The organism is Vibrio neptunius (genome assembly GCF_000967495.1).
Lineage (GTDB): Bacteria > Pseudomonadota > Gammaproteobacteria > Enterobacterales > Vibrionaceae > Vibrio > Vibrio neptunius.
Window position 1 is genome coordinate 30,673 of the sequence record NZ_JXXU01000087.1, and the last position, 21,018, is coordinate 51,690.

Annotated in this window: 19 protein-coding genes; 5 read left to right on the forward strand and 14 right to left on the reverse strand. The window is 46.1% G+C overall.

Annotation, left to right across the window (positions count from 1 at the left end):
- Window positions 1-7 precede the first annotated feature (7 nt).
- From TW84_RS22020 to pilM, 8 genes are all read right to left on the reverse strand, one after another.
- The gene (locus TW84_RS22020; RefSeq protein ID WP_045977755.1) at window positions 8-1,501 is read right to left on the reverse strand and encodes an SPOR domain-containing protein; all 1,494 of its coding nucleotides are present in this window, start codon (window positions 1,499-1,501) and stop codon (window positions 8-10) included.
- Window positions 1,502-1,542: 41 nt separating this feature from the next.
- Window positions 1,543-2,631, reverse strand: coding sequence for a 3-dehydroquinate synthase (gene aroB / locus TW84_RS22025; protein ID WP_045977756.1), 1,089 nt, complete (start codon window positions 2,629-2,631; stop codon window positions 1,543-1,545).
- Window positions 2,632-2,662: 31 nt separating this feature from the next.
- Entirely contained in the window at window positions 2,663-3,181 is a 519-nt protein-coding gene (aroK, locus tag TW84_RS22030) for a shikimate kinase AroK (protein WP_045977771.1), read from the reverse strand.
- A 161-nt stretch (window positions 3,182-3,342) separates the two neighbouring features.
- Window positions 3,343-4,689, reverse strand: a complete 1,347-nt coding sequence (locus TW84_RS22035; protein ID WP_052707955.1) for a type IV pilus secretin PilQ — start codon at window positions 4,687-4,689, stop codon at window positions 3,343-3,345.
- A 9-nt stretch (window positions 4,690-4,698) separates the two neighbouring features.
- Window positions 4,699-5,187: a pilus assembly protein PilP gene (locus TW84_RS23810; protein WP_052707956.1), complete on the reverse strand. Its 489-nt coding sequence runs from the start codon at window positions 5,185-5,187 to the stop codon at window positions 4,699-4,701.
- Window positions 5,177-5,758, reverse strand: a complete 582-nt coding sequence (locus tag TW84_RS22045; protein ID WP_240478218.1) for a type IV pilus inner membrane component PilO — start codon at window positions 5,756-5,758, stop codon at window positions 5,177-5,179. Before TW84_RS22045 ends, TW84_RS23810 begins: the two co-directional genes overlap by 11 nt.
- 1 nt (window position 5,759) lies before the next feature.
- Window positions 5,760-6,317 (reverse strand): PilN domain-containing protein, encoded by a 558-nt coding sequence (locus TW84_RS22050; RefSeq protein ID WP_045977758.1) that lies wholly within the window; start codon window positions 6,315-6,317, stop codon window positions 5,760-5,762.
- Window positions 6,307-7,233, reverse strand: coding sequence for a type IV pilus assembly protein PilM (gene pilM, locus TW84_RS22055; RefSeq protein ID WP_045977759.1), 927 nt, complete (start codon window positions 7,231-7,233; stop codon window positions 6,307-6,309). Before pilM ends, TW84_RS22050 begins: the two co-directional genes overlap by 11 nt.
- A gap of 140 nt (window positions 7,234-7,373) precedes the next feature.
- Between pilM and TW84_RS22060 the strand changes: the two genes are divergently transcribed.
- On the forward strand, window positions 7,374-9,884 hold the full coding sequence (locus tag TW84_RS22060; protein WP_045977760.1) for a penicillin-binding protein 1A: 2,511 nt from the start codon (window positions 7,374-7,376) through the stop codon (window positions 9,882-9,884).
- A gap of 59 nt (window positions 9,885-9,943) precedes the next feature.
- On the opposite strand, the gene oxyR is transcribed toward TW84_RS22060, so the two are convergent.
- Window positions 9,944-10,834, reverse strand: a complete 891-nt coding sequence (gene oxyR, locus TW84_RS22065) for a DNA-binding transcriptional regulator OxyR (RefSeq protein WP_045977761.1) — start codon at window positions 10,832-10,834, stop codon at window positions 9,944-9,946.
- A 165-nt stretch (window positions 10,835-10,999) separates the two neighbouring features.
- On the opposite strand from oxyR, the gene TW84_RS22070 reads away from it, so the two are divergent.
- Together TW84_RS22070 and TW84_RS22075 are read left to right on the forward strand one after the other, a co-directional pair.
- Window positions 11,000-11,728 (forward strand): redoxin family protein, encoded by a 729-nt coding sequence (locus TW84_RS22070; protein WP_045977762.1) that lies wholly within the window; start codon window positions 11,000-11,002, stop codon window positions 11,726-11,728.
- A 151-nt stretch (window positions 11,729-11,879) separates the two neighbouring features.
- A complete protein-coding gene (locus tag TW84_RS22075) occupies window positions 11,880-13,337 on the forward strand; it encodes a dihydrolipoyl dehydrogenase (RefSeq protein WP_045977763.1) in 1,458 nt (485 codons plus the stop codon).
- A gap of 56 nt (window positions 13,338-13,393) precedes the next feature.
- Here TW84_RS22075 and TW84_RS22080 read toward each other — a convergent pair whose 3' ends face one another.
- On the reverse strand, window positions 13,394-13,741 hold the full coding sequence (locus tag TW84_RS22080) for a RidA family protein (RefSeq protein WP_006957166.1): 348 nt from the start codon (window positions 13,739-13,741) through the stop codon (window positions 13,394-13,396).
- Window positions 13,742-13,805: 64 nt separating this feature from the next.
- Between TW84_RS22080 and TW84_RS24235 the strand changes: the two genes are divergently transcribed.
- Window positions 13,806-14,060, forward strand: coding sequence for a DUF3624 domain-containing protein (locus tag TW84_RS24235; protein ID WP_084720282.1), 255 nt, complete (start codon window positions 13,806-13,808; stop codon window positions 14,058-14,060).
- 195 nt (window positions 14,061-14,255) lie between these two features.
- Here TW84_RS24235 and argH read toward each other — a convergent pair whose 3' ends face one another.
- From argH to argC, 4 genes are all read right to left on the reverse strand, one after another.
- Window positions 14,256-16,130, reverse strand: a complete 1,875-nt coding sequence (gene argH, locus TW84_RS22090; protein WP_045977765.1) for an argininosuccinate lyase — start codon at window positions 16,128-16,130, stop codon at window positions 14,256-14,258.
- A gap of 248 nt (window positions 16,131-16,378) precedes the next feature.
- On the reverse strand, window positions 16,379-17,593 hold the full coding sequence (locus TW84_RS22095; RefSeq protein ID WP_045977766.1) for an argininosuccinate synthase: 1,215 nt from the start codon (window positions 17,591-17,593) through the stop codon (window positions 16,379-16,381).
- Between the two features lie 95 nt (window positions 17,594-17,688).
- The gene (gene argB, locus TW84_RS22100; protein ID WP_045977767.1) at window positions 17,689-18,483 is read right to left on the reverse strand and encodes an acetylglutamate kinase; all 795 of its coding nucleotides are present in this window, start codon (window positions 18,481-18,483) and stop codon (window positions 17,689-17,691) included.
- 23 nt (window positions 18,484-18,506) lie between these two features.
- Entirely contained in the window at window positions 18,507-19,511 is a 1,005-nt protein-coding gene (gene argC / locus TW84_RS22105; protein ID WP_045977774.1) for an N-acetyl-gamma-glutamyl-phosphate reductase, read from the reverse strand.
- A gap of 153 nt (window positions 19,512-19,664) precedes the next feature.
- On the opposite strand from argC, the gene argE reads away from it, so the two are divergent.
- Complete coding sequence (gene argE / locus TW84_RS22110) at window positions 19,665-20,801, forward strand: acetylornithine deacetylase (RefSeq protein ID WP_045977768.1); 1,137 nt, start codon at window positions 19,665-19,667, stop codon at window positions 20,799-20,801.
- The last annotated feature ends 217 nt before the right edge of the window (window positions 20,802-21,018 follow it).

The following is a 21,018-nucleotide window of genomic DNA, read 5'->3' on the forward strand; positions in this document are numbered from 1 at the left end:
CTCAGCGTTATTTCACTCGATCGATTTCTCGATGAACCTGACTAAGTGATTTGGCCCAAGGATCCAACTGTTGCAGGTCATCAGGCAACGCTTCTACTGCATCCCTAGCAACCTGGATGGTTGGATAGTTTTGGTAAGTGATGATGAACCACTCGACATCATTGCGCACAGTGGGATAGATATACACATTGTCAGCCAAGCGGTGTTTATCCAGGAAAACTTGCACGTCTTCCAATGACCGAACCGCTGCAAGCTGCAGAGTATAGCTACGCGGAGAAAAACGTTTTAGCTCGTCTCGAGTGAAAGAAAACTGCACGATGGTTTTTTCTGGCTGAGCAGGACTTTCGGTTTGATCAACCGAATCTATTGAAACTAAGCTCTGAGTCGCTGTTTTTTCTCGCTCAGCACTAGGCGATTCGACCACTTGCTTGATGGCTGTAGTATCCGCTTTCTCTGGTTTGCCATCCAGTAAGGCATCCACCACTTCAGAAGTGATAACAACACGTTGATGATCGCTTTCCGAGTTGCCCACGCTCGATGTTTGTTCTGTCACAGCTGGTGGTAGAGATTCAGAATCATCTTCTGCTGGAGAAAGCACAACATCGCCTTCCGTTTGAACATCAGCCAACGTACTTTCCGCTGTGGAATCTTCAGGTAAAGTGGGAATTACGGTCTGCTCAATTGCGTCGACCATTTTCTGCGCTTGCTCATCCGGTGAAGGTTGACTCATCATCCACCAGTAACCACCGCCAATAAATACAAGCAGTGTCACCACTAGCAAAGCAACGTTGATTGGTGAACCAATGATTGAGCGGATAATAATCCTCTTTTCCACTTTGTGATCCCCTAAGGCCATAATCTCGCCCGGTCGACGGGCAACAGTTCGATATGCGTTACGTACGCGTTTTTCTTTTTCATCTTCGACAAAACGAATCACTAGATGCTCAAAGAATCGATCGGCTTCATCTTGGCTTAATGTGTCTATCTCTAGATCAATTGGCTTATGTTCCTGCCCATAACTGAGTCGAGTCAGTAACACGTCGAGGCTATTCGACTGTGCAAACAACACTACATTGATTGTCCATGCTGGGTTTTCCTGTGCCTCCAAAACCAACATCCATAATTCAGATACGAAAGACTCCTGCAACAGGTGCGCATCATCGATAACAATGACAACATCACAGCCCTCACCTTGCATTTGTCGAGCGAAACTCTCCGTTAATGGATCGGATGGATTGAACATCGGCTCAGAAAAGAGCTGAGTAAGGATCATGGTACGGCGTTGTTGAGCGTCCTGATTTGGATGACACATCAGGAGAGATTGGTTTTTATCTGGTGCCCAGGCTTCTAGGTAGCGCTGAGCAAGCCAAGATTTACCCGCTCCTGATGCTCCACCAACAGTGACTAAGTTTGAACCGAAGTTAGTCAGCAATTGCATACGCTCAAGCAATTCAACTTGAGAATCTAACTCCAACACACGGGATTCATGCGTCAAACTCATTTAACCATCCTAATGACAGCCCACTGTCTAAAGAAAAGAACTTAGATATCGCGACAAAAATCGATCGCTTGCTTGATGACCGACTCAGGCACACCCTTTACTACTTCTGCACTACCAATACTGGTTGGTAAGACTAAACGCAGTTCACCAGAGAGCACTTTTTTGTCGCGCATCATGTGCTTCATGAAGTCGTCAAAAGTCATCGTATCTGGTGTATGCACAGGCAATTGTGCTCTCTTCAGTATAGAGAGAATTCTTTCTACTTGCTGATCGGTGATAAGCCCCTGAAGTTGAGCCGTTTTGGCCGCCATTACAGTACCGGAAGAAACCGCTTCGCCATGCAGCCATTTACCATAGCCTAACTCAGCCTCAATCGCATGACCAAATGTATGACCTAGGTTCAGTAATGCACGAATACCTGACTCTTTTTCATCCTGAGCTACTACTTCTGCCTTAATTTGACAGCAGCGCGCAATAGCATAGGTCAGCGCCTGCTCATCAAGCTCGTATAGCCTGTTAAGGTTATCTTCTAGCCAAACAAAAAAGTCCGAATCGTAGATAATACCGTACTTGATGACTTCAGCCATACCAGCCGCAAACTCTCTTTGGGGCAATGTCGCTAGGCAATCAGTATCAATGATCACTGATTTAGGCTGATAGAAAGCACCAATCATATTCTTGCCCAACATGTGGTTGACGGCCGTTTTGCCACCCACCGAAGAATCCACTTGAGACAATAGCGTCGTTGGGACTTGGACAAAATCAACACCACGCTGATAGCACGCAGCAGAAAAGCCTACCAAATCGCCAATAACACCACCACCGAGAGCAATGACAACAACATCGCGTGCAAAATTACCTTCGAGAAGATAACTCATCACGGTGTTGAAAGTATCAAGCGACTTATACTGTTCGCCATCAGGAAGCTCAAGCAGGGAAGCTTCACAGCCTACTTGCTCAAGGAGAGATAAGATTTTATCTGCATACAATGGCGCTACAGTGACATTAGTAATCACAACAACTTTTTGTTTTGCTGATAAAAGTGAAAGGTGGGCCGGATCATTAAATAATCCGGCACCAATTGAGATTGGATAGCTACGTTCACCTAAACTGACCGTAATCCTTTCCATGGGTATTCTCCAGTTGCTAAAATTTAACGTATTAACGTTCTTCTAGCATTTTTACGATCTGGTTGGCTACCACTTTTGCACTTTGATCGTCAGTACGCACTGTGTAATCCGCAATTTCTTCGTAAAGAGGGTTGCGTTCACCTGCCAGTGATTCCAGCACGTTACGAGGATCGTCCGTCTGAAGTAGAGGGCGTTTCTTGTCACGATTGGTGCGTGCTAGTTGCTTTTCGATTGTGGTTTCAAGATAAACAACGATACCGCGTGCAGAGAGACGATTACGGTTTTCTCTACTCTTGATAGAGCCACCACCTGTCGCCAGAACAATACCTTGCTCTTCTGTTAGGTCGTTGATCACCTTTTCTTCACGGACACGAAAACCTTCTTCGCCTTCTACGTCAAATACCCACGCGATATCCGCGCCAGTGCGTTCTTCGATCACTGTATCCGAATCAACAAACTCCATATGAAGTTGTTGAGCCAGGTGTCTACCAATTGTACTTTTGCCGGCTCCCATTGGGCCAACAAGAAAAATATTGCGTTTTTCAGCCATGTTCAGCATTAATTTACAACGTTAATTCAATGACATCGCTACAAGAAAATCAGGTTTTTTCTGATTTCAGATATGCTTGTAGCACCTATTCCTCACAGATAATTCGTGATAAGACCCGAAATTATCTAGATAAGGTGACACTAATGCAAATTTATTTTTATCTATCTGTTGATTGATTCAGGAACCACCACTTTTGGCGTGACAAAAATCAGCAACTCACTTTTGCGCATTTTCTGATAATTTCGTCGAAAAAGTGCACCCAATACAGGAATATCACCTAAAACGGGAACCTGATCGACAGTATCTGTCATGCTGTGCTGATAAATTCCCCCGAGAACAATCGTTTCACCGTTATTGACCAATACTTGAGTTCCTATCCGTTGTCTATCTATCGCTACGGCTTCTCCCGTACCTGTTTTCACCACTTCTCCTGGCCTATCTTGTGTAACATTCAGATCTAAGATTAGGCGATTATCGACCGTGATATGTGGCGTCACTTTCAAGCTCAAGACTGCTTTTTTAAAACTGACGCTGGTTGCGCCACTTGAAGAAGCCTCTAAATAAGGGATGTCCGTTCCCTGCTCAATATAAGCAGGCTGCTTATTGGTCGTGATCAAGCGTGGACTAGATATAACCTCAGCTCTCGATTCTCTTTGCAGTGCTGACAATTCAAGATCTAAAAGCGTTTCACTGCCCAGTTTTGCCACTTGAAAAGCCGTAGTCGATAGCGAAGTGTTATTAATATTCGTGCGTAGCAAATCATCCAATGACACTCCGCTATCCCCATACAACTGTAGGCCAGCAAGATTGCCTTCTCTTACCTCTTCAACAGAGCGGTTCCCACCTCCCCAAAGCACTCCTAACTCCTGTAAGTCTCCTTCATTGAAGCTGACAATTCGAGCTTCAATTTGCACTTGTTTCACCGGTACATCTAACTCCTCAATGATCGACTTTATCGCCTGAATATTGCTCACAACATCGCGAATCAGGAGGCTATTCGTTCTGGAATCAATTGACATAGAACCCCGCTCAGAGAGCATGCTGGTTTCTTCCTGTTTACCGAGTATCGCCGCAATATCTGCTGCTTTGGCAAAACGCAGTGGGACCATTTCTGAGTTCAAAGGTAAGAGTTCCGACAGCATTGCATCCTGCTCCTGCTGCTGAAGCTGAAGCTGAGCGATTTCAGCCGCTGGTGCCACAATAAGCACATTACCCTTTATATGCTTTTCAAGGCCTTCCACATGCAGAATAATATCCAGCAACTGAGACCAGGGGACATTCTTCAACCTCAATGTCATGTTGCCCGTCACAGCATCAGAAACCACTAAATTGAAGTCATTGTAGTCAGCAATTTGCTGCAGGACCCTGCGAACAGAAATATCCTGAAAGTTAACAGATAGCGTCTCTGACTGAGGCAGTTCTTCAGGACGCTCTGACGAGGCAATGCGAGCATCTACACACGTAGAGAGCAAGACGAAACCGAAAGTCACTAGACAATATCTCTTCATTGTTGTCACCTAATTGATCACCAGCTTGATGTTTCTGTAAACAACACATCCAACGCCATCCAGCACAGACTCACGAAGTTCCAACGCATCTGTACTAATGTCCGTAATCAATCTGTTATTGGCAACAGACTGACCTCTCGTCTTGGTGATTAGTGAACCGTTTGGTAGTTCAATCAGTGCGGCATGTTCTCCTCGTATCGTCATGATTCCTGCTAAACGAAGTTGAGGGTGGGCTGTTGACTGGTTGTCAGCCACAATGCCAGTCCTTTCGTCGCACTGTGAAGAGTTACTAACCAAGGCCTTTGAAATAGCGGGTAACGAAAAAGGGTCTCGACTCATTGATAAGCTGGCGTTTTGCTGAATAGAGAAAAGGTGTGGACCAAGCTTTTTTGAGGATGCCACAGATGATTGCCTTGCCTCTGATAAAACCAGAGGATGCTGATTGGCTTTACAACCGCTCAAAGCGATGAGCAGAAACACCAATGGTTTAGTTCGCACTGTCGCCCTCATCCAGAGACTGCAAGAGGTACAGCTCACCTGTCAAAATCAATGTCGTATTGTCGACCTCGGCTCGGCGCCAGTGCAACTCATCGAAATATAAAGAGTCAGGCAATGTCGCCACTGCGTGAAAGAAGGAAGCGATCTGCTGATATTGGCCTAAAAGCTCAAACTGTAGCGATGATTGCAAAAAGGAGCCTGTGGATTGGCTAGTGCTCTGAACAATACGCTCCATCAACAGCGAATGCTGTTGAGCCATTCGATTAAGAAGGCTCAACACCTCAGTGATACTGGCAGACTGTACCATTTGCTCCTGTATCTGCACCCTCACTTCTGCTAGTTGATCAAGTTCTGTCTGGTGCGATGCGAGCAATAAAACTCTTTGCTGTTTTTGCTCTAGCATGATTTGCAGTTGTTGCTCTTTTGCTAGCAAAAAGCTCAGGTTTGACAACGTCGGTCTCCACACAGTGACATAGCCGAACGCCAATAGAATCAGCATAGAAACGCTAAACAATCCACATTGCTTTACTCTAGGTAAACTAGTTAGAGAGTCTAAATCAATATCGCGCATATCAACCAAGGTGACCTTCCACCAGCTTGAAGGTCACAGAAAACGACTGATAAACAGTCGCAAAGCGTTCTACACCATTCACCAAAGACTGTACCCTAAGCTCACTCACCAGAGGTGAATTTTGCAAGTTAGCAAGAAACAGATCGACTTGCTCGGTGGTAGCTGCAACACCGGTCAGACTAACTTGCCTGCCTACCATCTCAATTTGGTCGAGATATACAGTTTCCGGTAACAACTCTGAAAGTAAGACAACCAACTGCAATGGCAAGTAACGCTTGTCATGCAGCGTTTTCAGCTCAGCGATGTCTGCTCGTAGCAACAGCACTTCTTTCTCAACAGCGTTCACTTGGTTGACTTTATGATCTAACTTATCGTCCCATGCATTAAGCTGCTCAATACGCGATTGCTGAACACCAATTTGTGACTGCAGATATAATTCAACAGCAACAACCATCAACACAGTCATCGCCACAATTAAACCGCAAGAAAAAACAAAATAGCGGACTTTCCGTTGGCGTTGATGTTCGCGCCAAGGTATCAAGTTGATATCAAGCTGCATGACCTTTCTCCATACAGCCTAAACCACTCAACGCTAAACCTAGCGCTATGGCATATTGTGGTCCAAATTCACGCTCCGCTTTTCTCTGCTGGCAGTCAAACAAGTCATACAACTCTAATGCCACGCAGGTCAGACCAAGTGTAGACGACAAAAGAGCAGCAAATGGCCCTAACAAAGCCTTTTCTCCACTTAACCAAACACCTTCAGGCTCTAGATCAAGTAGATTAATCGTCACAAGAAGTCGCTCAAACAATTTTTCAACCGCGATTTCGGAGCCGTTGAGGGGAAGCTCTTTATATACAAACCCTTGCTTTTCAGTTTCAACACACACAGCAACATGATCTAAATTAAAGTTCATCAGCATCCAATTGGACTCACCAGAGCTTCGAGTAATATGCCGCATAAGCTGAGCAAGATTGTGTGAGTATGGGTTGACCAAGATAGGTTTAAAACCAGACTGGAGAAAAGGGGCTATTCGCGCATCTACACATTCTTTTCTGACCGCATATACGTGATAATTCGCTTTTACCTGCGTCTGCTCACCAGCAAGAGCAACAAAATCAATGTAAAGCTTCTCCACTGCGACCGGAGTTTGCCGCGCAAAAATCTGAGCGATCACATATTGGCATTCCTCATCACTTAAATCGCTATCTATCTGTATTTGCTTACTTATTACGGAGTTGTCGGGAACACTTAAGCACACTTTACGACTAAATAGTGGCAAAGCCTTTCTTAGTTCTTTGAGTTTCTTTACAATTTTCTGATAATTTAGCCTGTGGTTATCAGTGAAAATATCCACTTCCACTGGCATTTGGTGATAACTAACAAGTGTGAAAGTGTCTTTTCTAGGCTTTAAGACCACCGCTCTGATACTCTGGTGGCTAATATCTATGCCTGTAATTAATGATTTGACCATATAGCTCAGCTCCGTAAATTTGCGTAGCGCCTCGGCTTAGATCGTTGATCTAGTGAAAACATAAACAGATTTGAGCTACTTTTTAGCTTAAAATACTTAGATTTGCATAACGGTAAGCTTAATTAATCAGGGATTATCCGGTGAAGTTCATAAAGCGATTGTTTATTTTCGTATTGGTTTGCACGGCACTTGGGGTCGGAACCATTTTTGGTTTCTACCTCTACGTAAAACCAGAGTTGCCCGATGTCGCAACTTTAAAAGATGTCAAACTGCAGACACCTATGCAGATATTCAGTCAAGACGGCAAACTGATTTCCCAGTTTGGAGAAAAACGTCGCATTCCTGTCAATTACGATGAGATTCCTCAACATCTAATTGAAGCTTTGATCGCGACAGAGGATAGTCGTTTCTACGATCACCCGGGTATAGACCCTATTGGTATTACCCGAGCAGCAGTTGTAGTGGCACTGTCGGGTTCAGCAAAACAAGGCGCGAGCACCATAACCCAGCAGCTTGCACGTAATTTCTTCTTATCAAATGAGAAGAAAATTATGCGTAAGATCAAAGAGATATTTATTGCCATTCACATTGAACAATTGCTAAGCAAAGAAGAGATCATGGCGCTGTACGTCAACAAGATCTTCTTAGGGTATCGCTCTTATGGATTTGGTGCTGCCGCTCAGACGTACTTTGGTAAGGATCTGAAAGATCTGACACTGAGTGAGATCGCCACCCTTGCGGGCATGCCAAAAGCGCCCTCTACCATGAACCCTATCTACTCAATTGATCGTGCAACTCACCGACGCAACGTAGTGTTAAAACGCATGCTGGATGAAAACTACATCACGCAAGATGAATACGATCAGGCTCGTACAGAAGAGATTATCTCACGCTATCATGGGGCAGAAATCGAACTCAGTGCGCCCTATGTTGCAGAGCTGGCTCGTGCTTGGATGGTGTCACGTTATGGCGAAGAAGCTTATACATCAGGTATGAATATCTACACGACCGTAGATTCAAAACTGCAAGCCGCAGCAAACGAAGCTGCAATTAATAACTTGCTATCTTATGACGAACGTCATGGCTACCGTGGCGCTGAAAAAGTCCTTTGGCAAAGCGGACAACCAGCATTTGATGAACAGAAAATTGATGACACACTGGACAATGTTCCAACCTATGGGTCGTTGTTTCCTGCTGTCGTTACCAAGGTCACCTCTCTAGAGGCGACGGTATGGGTGAAAAACCAAGGCGTCAAAACACTCGAGTGGGATGGCATCAAGTGGGCACGTAAATTCCTCACCGATGACCGCCAAGGCCCAGCACCAAAAGCTGCCACGGATGTTCTGGAAGAAGGTGAACAAATATGGGTCCGTCAGATAGAGACTCCTCTTGAAGATGGCGAAACACAAACCACTTGGCACTTAAGTCAGGTGCCGAATGCCAATACAGCGTTTGTTGCCATGGATCCAGAAAATGGCGCAGTCTTGTCTCTAGTGGGTGGTTTCAACTTCGTCCACAACAAGTTCAACCGCGCTACTCAATCCGTGCGCCAGGTTGGTTCTAGTATCAAACCGTTTATTTACTCGGCAGCTATCGATAAGGGTCTGACCCTAGCGACATTGGTGAATGATGCACCAATCAACCAGTGGGATAAAAGCCAAGGTACCGCATGGCGTCCTAAGAACTCGCCTCCGACTTATATCGGCCCAACTCGCTTAAGAATTGGCTTAGCGCAATCTAAAAACGTGATGGCAGTGCGCGTGTTGCGTGAAGTTGGCCTAGATCAAACACGCCAGTATCTGACTCGATTTGGCTTTGATATTGATCAGGTGCCACGTTCAGAGACCATCGCACTGGGCGCGGGCAGCCTGACCCCGATGAAGATGGCCCAAGGTTATTCTGTTTTTGCTAATGGTGGTTATTACGTCGAGCCTTATTACATCAATAAAGTGGAAGGCCCATTTGGCAACATTGAGTTTAAGGCAACCCCAAAAACGATCTGCCGCCAAAATTGTGAACCAGAACAGACAGTAGCAAACGAATTCCAAGAGCAGGATGTTGATCCCCAGCAACAACCAAAATACGCACCGCAAGTACTCTCAGAGCAAACGGCTTTCTTGGTACGTGAAATGATGTATAGCAATATTTGGGGTGGCGGTAACTGGCGTGAAGGTACTGGTTGGAATGGAACAGGCTGGCGCGCGCAAGCGTTGAAACGTCGTGATGTCGGCGGAAAAACGGGCACCACCAATGACTCAAAAGATGCGTGGTACAACGGCTACGGTCCAGGCATGGTCGCCGTAGCTTGGGTCGGTTTTGATGACCATACCCGCAAGCTTGGCCGGACCAAACCAAACAGCAATCTAGGCAAGGAACAAATCTCTGGTGCTGAAGCAGGCGCAAAAACCGCGCAACCAGCATGGGTAGATTTTATGCATACAGCTTTGACTGGTGTTCCAGCTAAGGAGAAAGAGATACCGTCGAATATTGTCCGTGTTCGCATTGATCGAAATTCTGGCCTACTGACCAACAAATTCGACTCCAGTTCGATGTTTGAATATTTTCTTGAAGGCACAGAACCGACAGAATTCGTCACGGATGAAATTACTGACAGTATCTACACTTCAGCAGAAAGCGAAGAGCTGTTCTAGCGCAACACAGACAAAGCAAAGGCGGATGTCATAACATCCGCCTTTTTTATCTTTACTTATTATTGATTTGTTAGCTGATGCTTTATGGTTGACGCCAGTTGCTCAAAGCGTGAACGAAGCGGTGAACCCGGACGATAGGCTAACACGATACTGCGTGAGGGAACTGGATTGGTCGCTTTGACATAACAAACGCCGTCTTTCTGTTTTTCTTTAGGTAAAGACAATTCAGGCAATAGAGTGATCCCAGCGCCGGCTGCTACCATGTTACGCAACGTCTCTAAGCTGGTCGCTTTAAAGCGCTCATCATCTTTCGCTCCAGCAGCGAAACAAAAACCCAGCGCCTGATCGCGTAGGCAGTGCCCATCACCCAGTGCGAGAACGGTTTTACCATTCAGCTCTAGCATGTCGATCTCTTCAAGACCAGACCATTCGTGATCGCAAGGTACTGCCACGCTCAATGGCTCTTCATATACTGCAATTTCTTTGAATGGTGCCGTTTCGGCCACCGATGCTAAAACCAGACAATCGAGCTTGCCATCTTCCAACTGACGCACCAACTGGTTAGTCTGTGCTTCATGTAAGAACAGTTCTAGATCAGGGAATTGTTCCTTCAACGTCGGTACGATTTTCGGCAATAGATAAGGGCCAACTGTTGGAATAAAGCCTATGTGCATTGGCCCGGTCATGGCTTCACCTTGACCACTGGCCATATCACGGAAGGTTTTCACCTCAGATAGAATACGTTTGGCCTGACCCACCAGCTGCATGCCTGCATCAGTAAACAGTACTCGGCGACTGCTACGTTCAAGCAAAGCAGTACCCAATTCATCTTCCAGTTTACGAATCTGACCACTTAAAGTTGGCTGGCTGACAAAGCAAGCTTCAGCCGCCTTACGGAAATGATTATGCTCAGCAAGAGCAACCAGATACTCAAAATCTCGGATATTCATCTTGGTAACTTACCTGTCTCAAAGTGATAGAGAAAAACTATTAAAACCATAGCATTAAACGATTAGAGCTATCAAAAAAAATTTTTAATAATAAGTCCATACAAACAAGGCAGCTTATACAAAGTGCTATAACGAAATACAACACATTAACCAAAAGGTACGATTATGTTTGCATCAAAAGAAGGTAAAAACGTCCCACAAGTAACATTTCCAACTCGTCAAGGTGATGCCTGGGTCAATATAACTAGCGATGAGCTTTTTAAAGGTAAGACAGTAATCCTGTTCAGTTTGCCAGGTGCGTTCACACCAACATGTTCATCAAGTCACCTGCCTCGCTACAATGAGTTGTTCCCAGTCTTTCAAGACCACGGCGTTGACGAAATTATCTGTGTCTCTGTCAACGATACCTTTGTGATGAACGCTTGGAAAAATGACCAGGAAGCAGACAACATCACTTTCCTACCCGATGGTAACGGTGAATTCACTGATGGTATGGGGCTACTGGTTGACAAGAACGACCTTGGTTTTGGCAAACGCTCATGGCGCTACAGCATGCTGGTGAAAGACGGCGTAGTAGAGAAAATGTTCATTGAGCCAAACGAGCCAGGCGACCCGTTCAAAGTGTCTGATGCTGATACTATGTTGAATTACATCGCACCTAACTACAAAACGCAGGAATCGATCACTGTATTCACCAAGCCAGGCTGTCCTTTCTGTGCTAAAGCGAAACAAAATCTTATCGACCACGGTCTTCAGTATGAGGAAGTGATTCTGGGTAAAGACGCAACAACAGTAAGCTTACGTGCTATTTCAGGCCGTACAACAGTACCTCAGGTCTTCATTGGTGGTAAGCACATTGGTGGCAGCGAAGAGCTTGAATCTTACCTAGGCTAATTCTATCGCTACCTCGGTTCTCCGGCTTTGCATAAGGTCGGGGAATTAATTACAGAACCCAGCCGCTATCTGAGTTTTACTCTGGTAGCGGAATCAAATTCATCTCCCCAGGTTGGCTAGGAAGCCTGGTCAGACAAAGCGAGAATCCAAAATGAAACAGCTCAATGTCGATGTCGCCATTATTGGTGGTGGTACAGCCGGTCTAGGCGCCTATCGCGCAGCCAAAGCACATACCGCTAGTGTCGTTATGATTGAAGGCGGACCATACGGAACAACCTGTGCTCGAGTGGGGTGTATGCCTTCCAAACTGCTGATCGCGGCAGCAGAAAGCGTGCACCAGATAGAAAAGGCACCGGGCTTTGGTATCCATCCGCAAGGTGAGATTGTCATCAATGGTCGTGAAGTCATGGATCGCGTCAAGAGAGAACGTGATCGCTTCGTTGGCTTTGTACTTGAAGGGGTGGATGAGATCCCAGCTGAAAACAAAATCGCAGGCTACGCCAAATTTGTCGACAACAACACATTGATGGTGGATGACCACACCCAAATCACGGCTAAACGTATCGTGATTGCGACAGGCTCTCGCCCTGCTTATCCGGGTGTCTGGAATGAGCTAGGGGATCGTTTGGTCATTAATGATGATGTGTTTGATTGGGATGACCTGCCTGAATCGATAGCCGTCTTTGGACCGGGAGTGATCGGCCTTGAACTGGGGCAGGCACTGCATAGGCTTGGCGTGAAAGTCAAACTGTTCGGCCTCGGTGGTCAGGTAGGGCCGCTAACAGATCCTGAAGTGATGGCCTATGCCGACAAAGCGTTCAAAGAAGAGTTCTATCTTGATGCTGACGTGAAAGTCGAAAGCATGCAACGCATAGAAGGTGAAGATAAAGTCGAGATCCAATTCATCAATCACGATGGCGAATTGGAAACCTTCATTGTTGACTATGTACTTGCTGCAACGGGTCGCCGTCCGAACGTCGATCAGTTGGCAATCGAAAATACCAAAGTTGCCCTTGATGAACGCGGGGTACCAACAGCCGACCATTACACAATGCAAACATCGGTAGACAATATTTTTATTGCCGGCGATGCCAGTAACCAGATTCCGTTGCTCCACGAAGCAGCAGATCAAGGCCGAATTGCTGGTGACAATGCAGGTCGATATCCAGATATCCGAGCAGGATTACGTCGTTCGTCAATCTCGGCGGTATTCTCCGACCCACAGATTGCAATGGTAGGTGAATCCTTTAAGCAGCTTGAAACTCGTCTAGGCAACTGTGGTTGCTTTGCGACAGGAGAGGTGTCTTTTGAAGGTCAGGGCCGTTCACGCGTTATGCTACGCAACAAAGGCGTCTTGCATGTCTATGGTGAACAAGGTACCGGGCGTTTCCTAGGAGCCGAAATGATAGGGCCCAATGCTGAACATCTTGCACACTTACTGGCTTGGGCACATCAAAATAAGATGACCGTTTCAGAAATGCTCGATATGCCCTTCTATCACCCGGTAATTGAAGAAGGGGTTCGCACTGCTCTGCGCGACCTGAATGCGAAACTGCACTTAGGCCCAGAGATGATTAAACACTGTCTTGATTGTGGACCGGGTTGTTAGTCCTGAACAGAAAATAAAAACGAGCCAATTGGCTCGTTTTTTATCATATAGACTCGTTATTTCTCAGCTGCAATCACAGAGATCTCTACCAACAAGGCTTCACGGGCCATATCAGCAGTAACACATGCGCGAGCTGGAGCGTGACCTTCAGGAACCCATGCATCCCATACCGCATTCATTTCCTGGAAGTCTTTCATGTCCTTCAAATAAATCGTCGCAGACAACATATGCTCCTTGTCACTGCCAGCTTCAAGCAGCAGCTCTTCAACTTTATCCAACATAGTTTGCGTCTGTTCAGTAATGCCTTTCGTCGCATCCGCACACACTTGCCCACATAGGTAAATCGTGCCGTTATGCTTCACGATACGGCTCATACGTTGTTTAGTTTGTTGACGTTCGATCATTTTTATCACTTTCACGTTAGCTTGAGATATTATCAAGACACATGTTAACCAATAAACGACGCTCATGACATGCGACTACTGTAAAAACAGCAACTGGTTCTGGAAAAAAATAGGCCGTTGTCAGCGATGTATGGATCAGCTTACGGTGCTGTCGGTATTGTGCTGGGTCATCTGGTGGTTTGCCTTTAGGGATACCCCTCAAAGCATAGAGTCCGTTGCTTTGATCATCGCAGGGTTTGCATTCAACGGCTTGCTATTCCTTCACCTCTGGATGCGCTTTGTCATTTTGCCTTGGCGACGCCGAAACAAAAAGGGTTAGAGGTAGTGGGTTTTGGGAAAACATTGTCGCTACCAGAAAAGAAAAAAGCCCCAAAATCAACGTCGATTCTGGGGCTCTCTTAGATTCTTCTAAGAAAAAGCAGTGGTACTTTAATAGACCCTGCTTTTTGAATAAGGTTCCCACAAACATTCGATCTTTTTTGATCTTTCTTCGAAAACCTTAACCATCAATACGTTAAGCAACATTTGCTCGTGCGATGGATTTCTCAACCAGATTCACTTCTAACGCCACTTCATCACAAGCGTGCTGACGAGGGCACTGATCGCAATCTTTAAGCACTTTCTCCGGTAATAGCGACTTCGATGTCGGTAGAAAACTTTGCTTCATAAAGAACTCGGGAGTACGAGTCAGAACGAACACTTTCTTGATCGCCATCTGGCGCGCTTTTTCCACCAAGTATTGTACAATCGCGCTACCCTGACCTTGCCCTTGCCAACCAGCTTCGACACCTAGTGAACGAATCTCGGCCAGTCCAGAGTCATACACATAGAGTGATGCACATCCGGTTACCTCGCCATGGTGCTCTGCAACCGCGAAAGAGCCAATATCTCTCACCAACTCACTTCGTGAACGAGGTAAATTCTCCCCCATATTTGCCCAGTAGGTCACCATACCTTCTAGCGCTTCAATATCCGTTAAACGCGCAGGACGAACATTTACCGCAGAGGTATCCCGTTTGATAAGGCGCCCTTGCGCTTGCTCGACTGCATGAGCGACTTGCTTTGGAGAGACCCCACCCAGAGCACTGCGCTTCTCAAGGCACGACTCTATCGTCAGTATGCTGTAAACATCTTCTTCTATGACTGAGGAGAACTCTTTCAATTCCGCAATCGACAGTTCCTCTAACGCACAACCTTTCGCAATGGCCCCCACTACCGCCACACCCACAATGTGGTGTGCCTCACGGAATGGGATGCCTTTAGCCACCAGATAATCTGCCAACTCAGTGGCATTCGCATAGCCTTGCTTCGCAGCTTCCAACGTACGCTCGCCGTTTACTTTGATGCCATCGAAACAAAGCGCCGCCATTTCCATACAGTCGTTCCAGGTGTCTAGCGCATCGAACAGCCCTTCTTTGTCTTCCTGCATATCTTTGTTGTAAGCAAGCGGCAATGCTTTCACCGTCATCATCATGCCAGCCAGTGAGCCGTAGACCCGTCCTGTCTTACCACGGATCAGCTCCAGCGCATCTGGGTTTTTCTTTTGTGGCATCAACGACGATCCAGAGGTCACAGTATCCGCAAGTTCGATAAAGTTAGACTCGCCCGAGTTGTAGAAAATCATATCTTCTGCCAAACGCGACAAATGAAGCATAGAGATAGAGGCTACCGACATCAGCTCCATGACATGATCACGATCGGACACCGAATCCAGTGAGTTACGTGTCGCACGGCGAAAGCCAAGGTTATGTGCCAGCTGCTCCCGGTCGATAGGGTAAGCCGTTCCCGCCAAAGCACCGGAGCCAAGCGGGCAGGTATCTAAACGTTCGATGGCATCATGAAGGCGTGAGTAGTCCCGCTCAAACATTTCCACATAAGCCAAACACCAATGAGCAAACGTCACCGGCTGGGCACGCTGTAAGTGTGTGTAGCCCGGCAGAACCGTTGCCTGATGCTCTTTCGCGACCGATACCATTTGAGATTGCAGACGATCCAATGCCATCAGTAGCTGTTGACCTTGCTGACGACACCAGAGTTTAAGGTCAGTCGCGACCTGATCGTTTCTAGAACGGCCTGTGTGCAGTTTTTTGCCTAAGTCACCCACTTTGCCAATCAGTTGTTGCTCAACCCATGAATGGATATCTTCCGCGTCAGAACGAAGGATCTGATGAGGATCCTCCATCACTTCTAGCTTAAGTTCATTCAACGCCAGTTCCAGCTTCTGTTGCTCTTCTTCATTAAGCACATCCACCGATAACAACGCTTTCGACCAAGCGATTGAGCCCACAATATCTTGTTCTGCCAATCGGTAATCAAAGCGCAATGAATCGTTAAATTCTTTGAATCTCGTGTCTGCTGCTTGGGTAAATCTTCCGCCCCATAATGCCATTGCGTATCTCCTGATTACCGGTGCTCACTGTCAGTGCGAACAGTTTTTTGATCTATTGCTATTTCTGGGTGAAACCCAGTATTTTTTTGATGGTTCAAACTTACGGCAATTCAAACCAAAAATAAAGTATTAATTCATTATTGCTACATATTTATTCATAAATATTTTAAGTGCCGTTGTTTTAGTTGCCAAAAAACAACGAGCCCATTTGCTAAGCAAATGGGCTCGTCAGCTAAATTAGTTGAGGGTTACTTTTTCTGACTGTTCAGCGCACGAATGCGACTAGACAGTGAGTAAAGGCGAATGAAGCCTTCCGCATGACTTTGATCATAAACTTCATCTTCACCAAAAGTAGCAAACTCTTCACAATAAAGGCTGTTCACTGAACGCTTCTGGGTCACCGTAGCTTGACCTTTATACAACTTAATCACGACTTCACCGTTTACGTCTTGAGCTAGTTCTTCTGACGCAGCGAGAATGGATTTACACAGTGGTGTGAACCAACGGCCGTCGTATACAAGATGAGAAGCCTTAACGCCTAGCTCTTCACGGAATTCAAATGCGGTTTTATCCAGTACCAACTGCTCAACGGCACGCAACGCTTCCATCATAATCGTGCCCCCCGGAGTTTCATAACAACCACGAGATTTCATCCCAACCAGACGGTTTTCTACAATATCGATACGACCAACACCATGCTTAGCACCTTTTTCGTTCAGGTAAACAAGTGCGTTATAAGGCGTCATGTTTTCACCATCTACACCAACCACTTCGCCTTTTTCGACTTTCAGCGTCACGTATTCAGCTTCATTCGGAGCTTGCTCAGGATCGACTGTCCACACCCAGCAATCTTCATTAGGCGCATTCCACGTATTTTCCAGAACACCGCCCTCTGTAGAGATGTGCCATGCATTGGCATCACGTGAATAAATCTTCGTTAGTGAAGCCGTACAAGGAATTTTGCGCTCAGCAAGGTAGTCTAGACACTCTTCACGGCTAACCAGATCCCATTCACGCCATGGAGCAATCACATGAAGATCAGGAGCCAAAGCGGCAAAAGCGCCTTCAAAGCGTACTTGGTCGTTACCTTTACCTGTACAGCCATGACAAAGGGCATCGGCGCCAACTTTACGCGCAACTTCAACCTGAGCTTTCGCAATGATTGGGCGAGCCATCGATGTACCCAACAAATATTTACCTTCGTAGTAAGCACCTGTTTTCAGCGTCGGGTAGATGTAGTCTGCGACCATTTCTTCTTTCAGGTCCGCGATATAACACTCAGATGCACCTGAAGCTTTCGCTTTTGCTTCGATGCCTTCTAATTCTTCAGCGCCTTGACCAACATCGGCAACAAACGCGACCACTTCACAATCATAGTTTTCTTTCAACCAAGGGATAATCACTGAAGTATCCAGACCGCCAGAATATGCGACTACGACTTTATTGACTTTTAACTTGCTCATTTTCTTTTCTCCAAAATCCCGGCTCTGCGCGTGGCGGTCAGTGCAACGGGTGACTTTTCGTTCTTTTTGTTGTGCTCATGTCTTTACACAAGCGACTAATTCTTAGGCAAAAATTGTGTTCCGATGCTGTGCCCGGCAAACAACTGCGCGAGCTTTTCAGGATAACGCCAGGTAGCTACTTCTATTGGTCGGCCTAAATCATTAGCCGCTTCCAGTGCCGCATTGACTTTGACGATCATACCGTCAGTGATTACCTGCCCATTAATCAGACTTTGCGCCTCTTGCTCATCTAAGCTTTTGATCAGATGCCCTTTGCCATCCAAAACGCCACTGACGTCTGACAACAAAACAAGCTCAGCATCCAAGGCGCCAGCAACGGCAACTGCAGCTTGGTCAGCGTTGACGTTCATCATCTGGCCTTCTGCAGTCAGGCCAATTGAGCTAATGATTGGCAATGTGTCAGCCGCTAAAATCGCCTGTAATACCGTAGAGTTACCCGGCGTCGCTTTACCAACAGCACCAAGTTCTGGATCCAACTCTTCAACCTGACACAGCCCACCATCAGCAAGGGACAAGCCAACAGCATTCAAACCGTCTTTGATCGCCTGCCCCTGAAGCATCTTGTTCGCCGTACCGGCTAAAGCACCTGCTATCAAGGGAATTTGCTCATAGGGAGTGACACGAAGCCCCTCTTTCTTCAGCGTTTCAATCTGAAGCTGGGCCATAAGATCGTCCACAAGATAACCTCCTCCATGGACGATCACGATTCGTCGCTGAGCCTGCTTCTGATAGTCAGCAATTGCACTAAAAACCTGACTTAACGTCTCAGTACACGAAAGGGCAGCACCGCCCAATTTGATCACTAATGGAGTTGGTTTGTTATCTGTCATTACTTTTCCCTTTACCGACTTGCTTATACAAGGGCAGTTAACTCTGGAAATCCGTAGTGGATATTTAAACATTGCATCGCTTGACTCGATGCACCTTTAAGCAAGTTATCAATCGCAGAAACGACAATGATATGCTCGCCTTGTACCTTCCAACCAATATCGCAGAAAGGCGTATTTTCAACATGTTGAATACTGGGTAACTTCGCTTGGTGCAGGCGCACCGCAGGTTTATTCTCATATGCCGTATTAAATGCTTGTGAGACCTGCTGCTCACTCACTCCGCTAGCTAACTTCATGGTGATGGTCGCAAGGATTCCACGTTTAAAGTTACCTAAGTGAGGGGTGAAAATTACCTCAGTCCCTAGATGAGTCGCGATCTCAGGTTGGTGCCTGTGACCGAACACACCATAAGGCTGCAAACTCACTTCACAGAAACTGTTGGTCATCGATGCTTTCCGACCAGCTCCAGAGACACCACTGGTTGCATTGATTACTGGCCACTGAACAGCATCCAGCAAACCCGCCTCGACCAAAGGTTTAATCGCAAGCTGTGAGGCTGTTGGGTAACAGCCTGGCACAGCAATGAGCTGGCTGTGTTTAATAGCGTTGTGGTTCCACTCAGCAAGACCGTAAGCTGCGCTATCTAGCCAATCTTCATGTTGATGCTCAAAGCCATAAAATTCGTTATAGAAGCCGTGTTTCTTAACTCGGAAAGCGCCCGACAAGTCGAATACCTGACAACCTTGTTTCAAAAACGTAGGCGCAATATCGTGGCTAACCTCATGGGCAGTGGCCAGAAAAACGATATCGCTTTCCGCCGCTACAGCATTGATATCTTTTAAAGGCTCTACAGGCTGACTGATAATACCCGCCAGTTTTCCATGTAGCTCAGAGATACATTTACCGGCATCAACACTATTGGCGGATACATATAAACCTGATAGCGTAAGTTGTGGGTGTTTATGCACCATCAGTGCTAACTCAGCTCCGGTATAACCGCTGGCGCCAATAATTGTAGTTTTGAGCATCTCAGACATCCATTAAGACCTTAAATTCGTCACACAACCAGTGACTATAAATTTAATAAACTTAGCTTTTAATGGTTTTTTATTCATTAAAACTGATTTATTATGTTTTTACCTTCATTATTGATTTGTGTCAACAGGCAAAGCGAACTTAATATGCAAATACCCAGTTTTCTTGAGGTCTACAAAGGCCTGATTTCTACCTCTTCCATCAGTTCAACCGATCCGAGTTGGGATGAAGGGAATGCAAAAGTCATTGAAAAGCTTGCCAGTTGGATGCAAGACATAGGTTTTGAAGTCGACATTATCGAGGTCGAACCCGGGAAGTTTAATCTGCTAGGTAAAATAGGAAGCGGTGAAGGAGGGCTTCTGCTGGCTGGTCACAGCGATACAGTACCTTTCGATGAAGGCCGCTGGAATTACGAACCTCACGCCCTCACAGAAGCGAATGACCGCTTCTATGGTCTAGGAACGGCTGATATGAAAGGTTTCTTTGCTTTCATTCTTGAAGCAGTAAAGAAGGTTGACTGGAGTAAACAAAGTAAGCCGTTATATGTCTTAGCGACGTGTGATGAAGAGACAACCATGCTTGGTGCACGTCATTTTACTGATAATGCACCATTCAAGCCGGACTATTGCATTATCGGAGAACCTACGAGCTTGGTTCCGATACGAGGCCATAAAGGCCATGTTGCCAATGCTATTCGAGTCACAGGCAAATCTGGCCATTCGTCAGATCCGGCTTTAGGGGTCAACGCCATTGAAATCATGCATGAAATCCTTTTTGCCATGATGCAGTTGCGTGACAAACTAATCAAAGAGTATCACCATCCTGGGTTCGCGATTCCAAGCCCAACACTTAACCTTGGCCACATTCATGGTGGAGACAGCGCTAACCGCATCTGTGGTTGTTGTGAGCTTCATTATGACGTACGCCCTCTGCCTGGAATAAGCCTTGATGGATTGGATAACATGCTTCGTGGCGCCTTAAAAGAAATCGAGGCAAAATGGCCTGGCCGGATTGATATAACACCTCTACACGAACCGATTCCTGGTTACGAATGTCAGCATGATCACCCTTTTATAGGAGGAGTGGAAGAGATATGCGGTATTGACTCAGAAACTGTCAATTACTGTACTGAAGCGCCCTTTCTTCAACAGCTATGTCCGACGCTAGTACTTGGTCCGGGATCTATTGACCAAGCTCACCAACCGGATGAATTTCTTGCGTTTGAGTTTATCGACCCTACTGTCGAGATACTTTCCAAGGCTATGTATAAATATTGCTTCTAGCCAACCTAAGACAAATACTTCAGCACTCATCTCCAGACACAAACAAGCCCGTTGCGTCAGTAACGGGCTTTAAATTTCAGTTCGACTGGGTTTCTCAATAAGTGGTTGACCCTAATAAGTGATAACAGAGTCCGAGTTTGCGCTAAAACTGGACACGTTGGTCACAGACCAACAGTAATACTGCAGATACGAAAAAGCCCTAACATTGCTGTTAGGG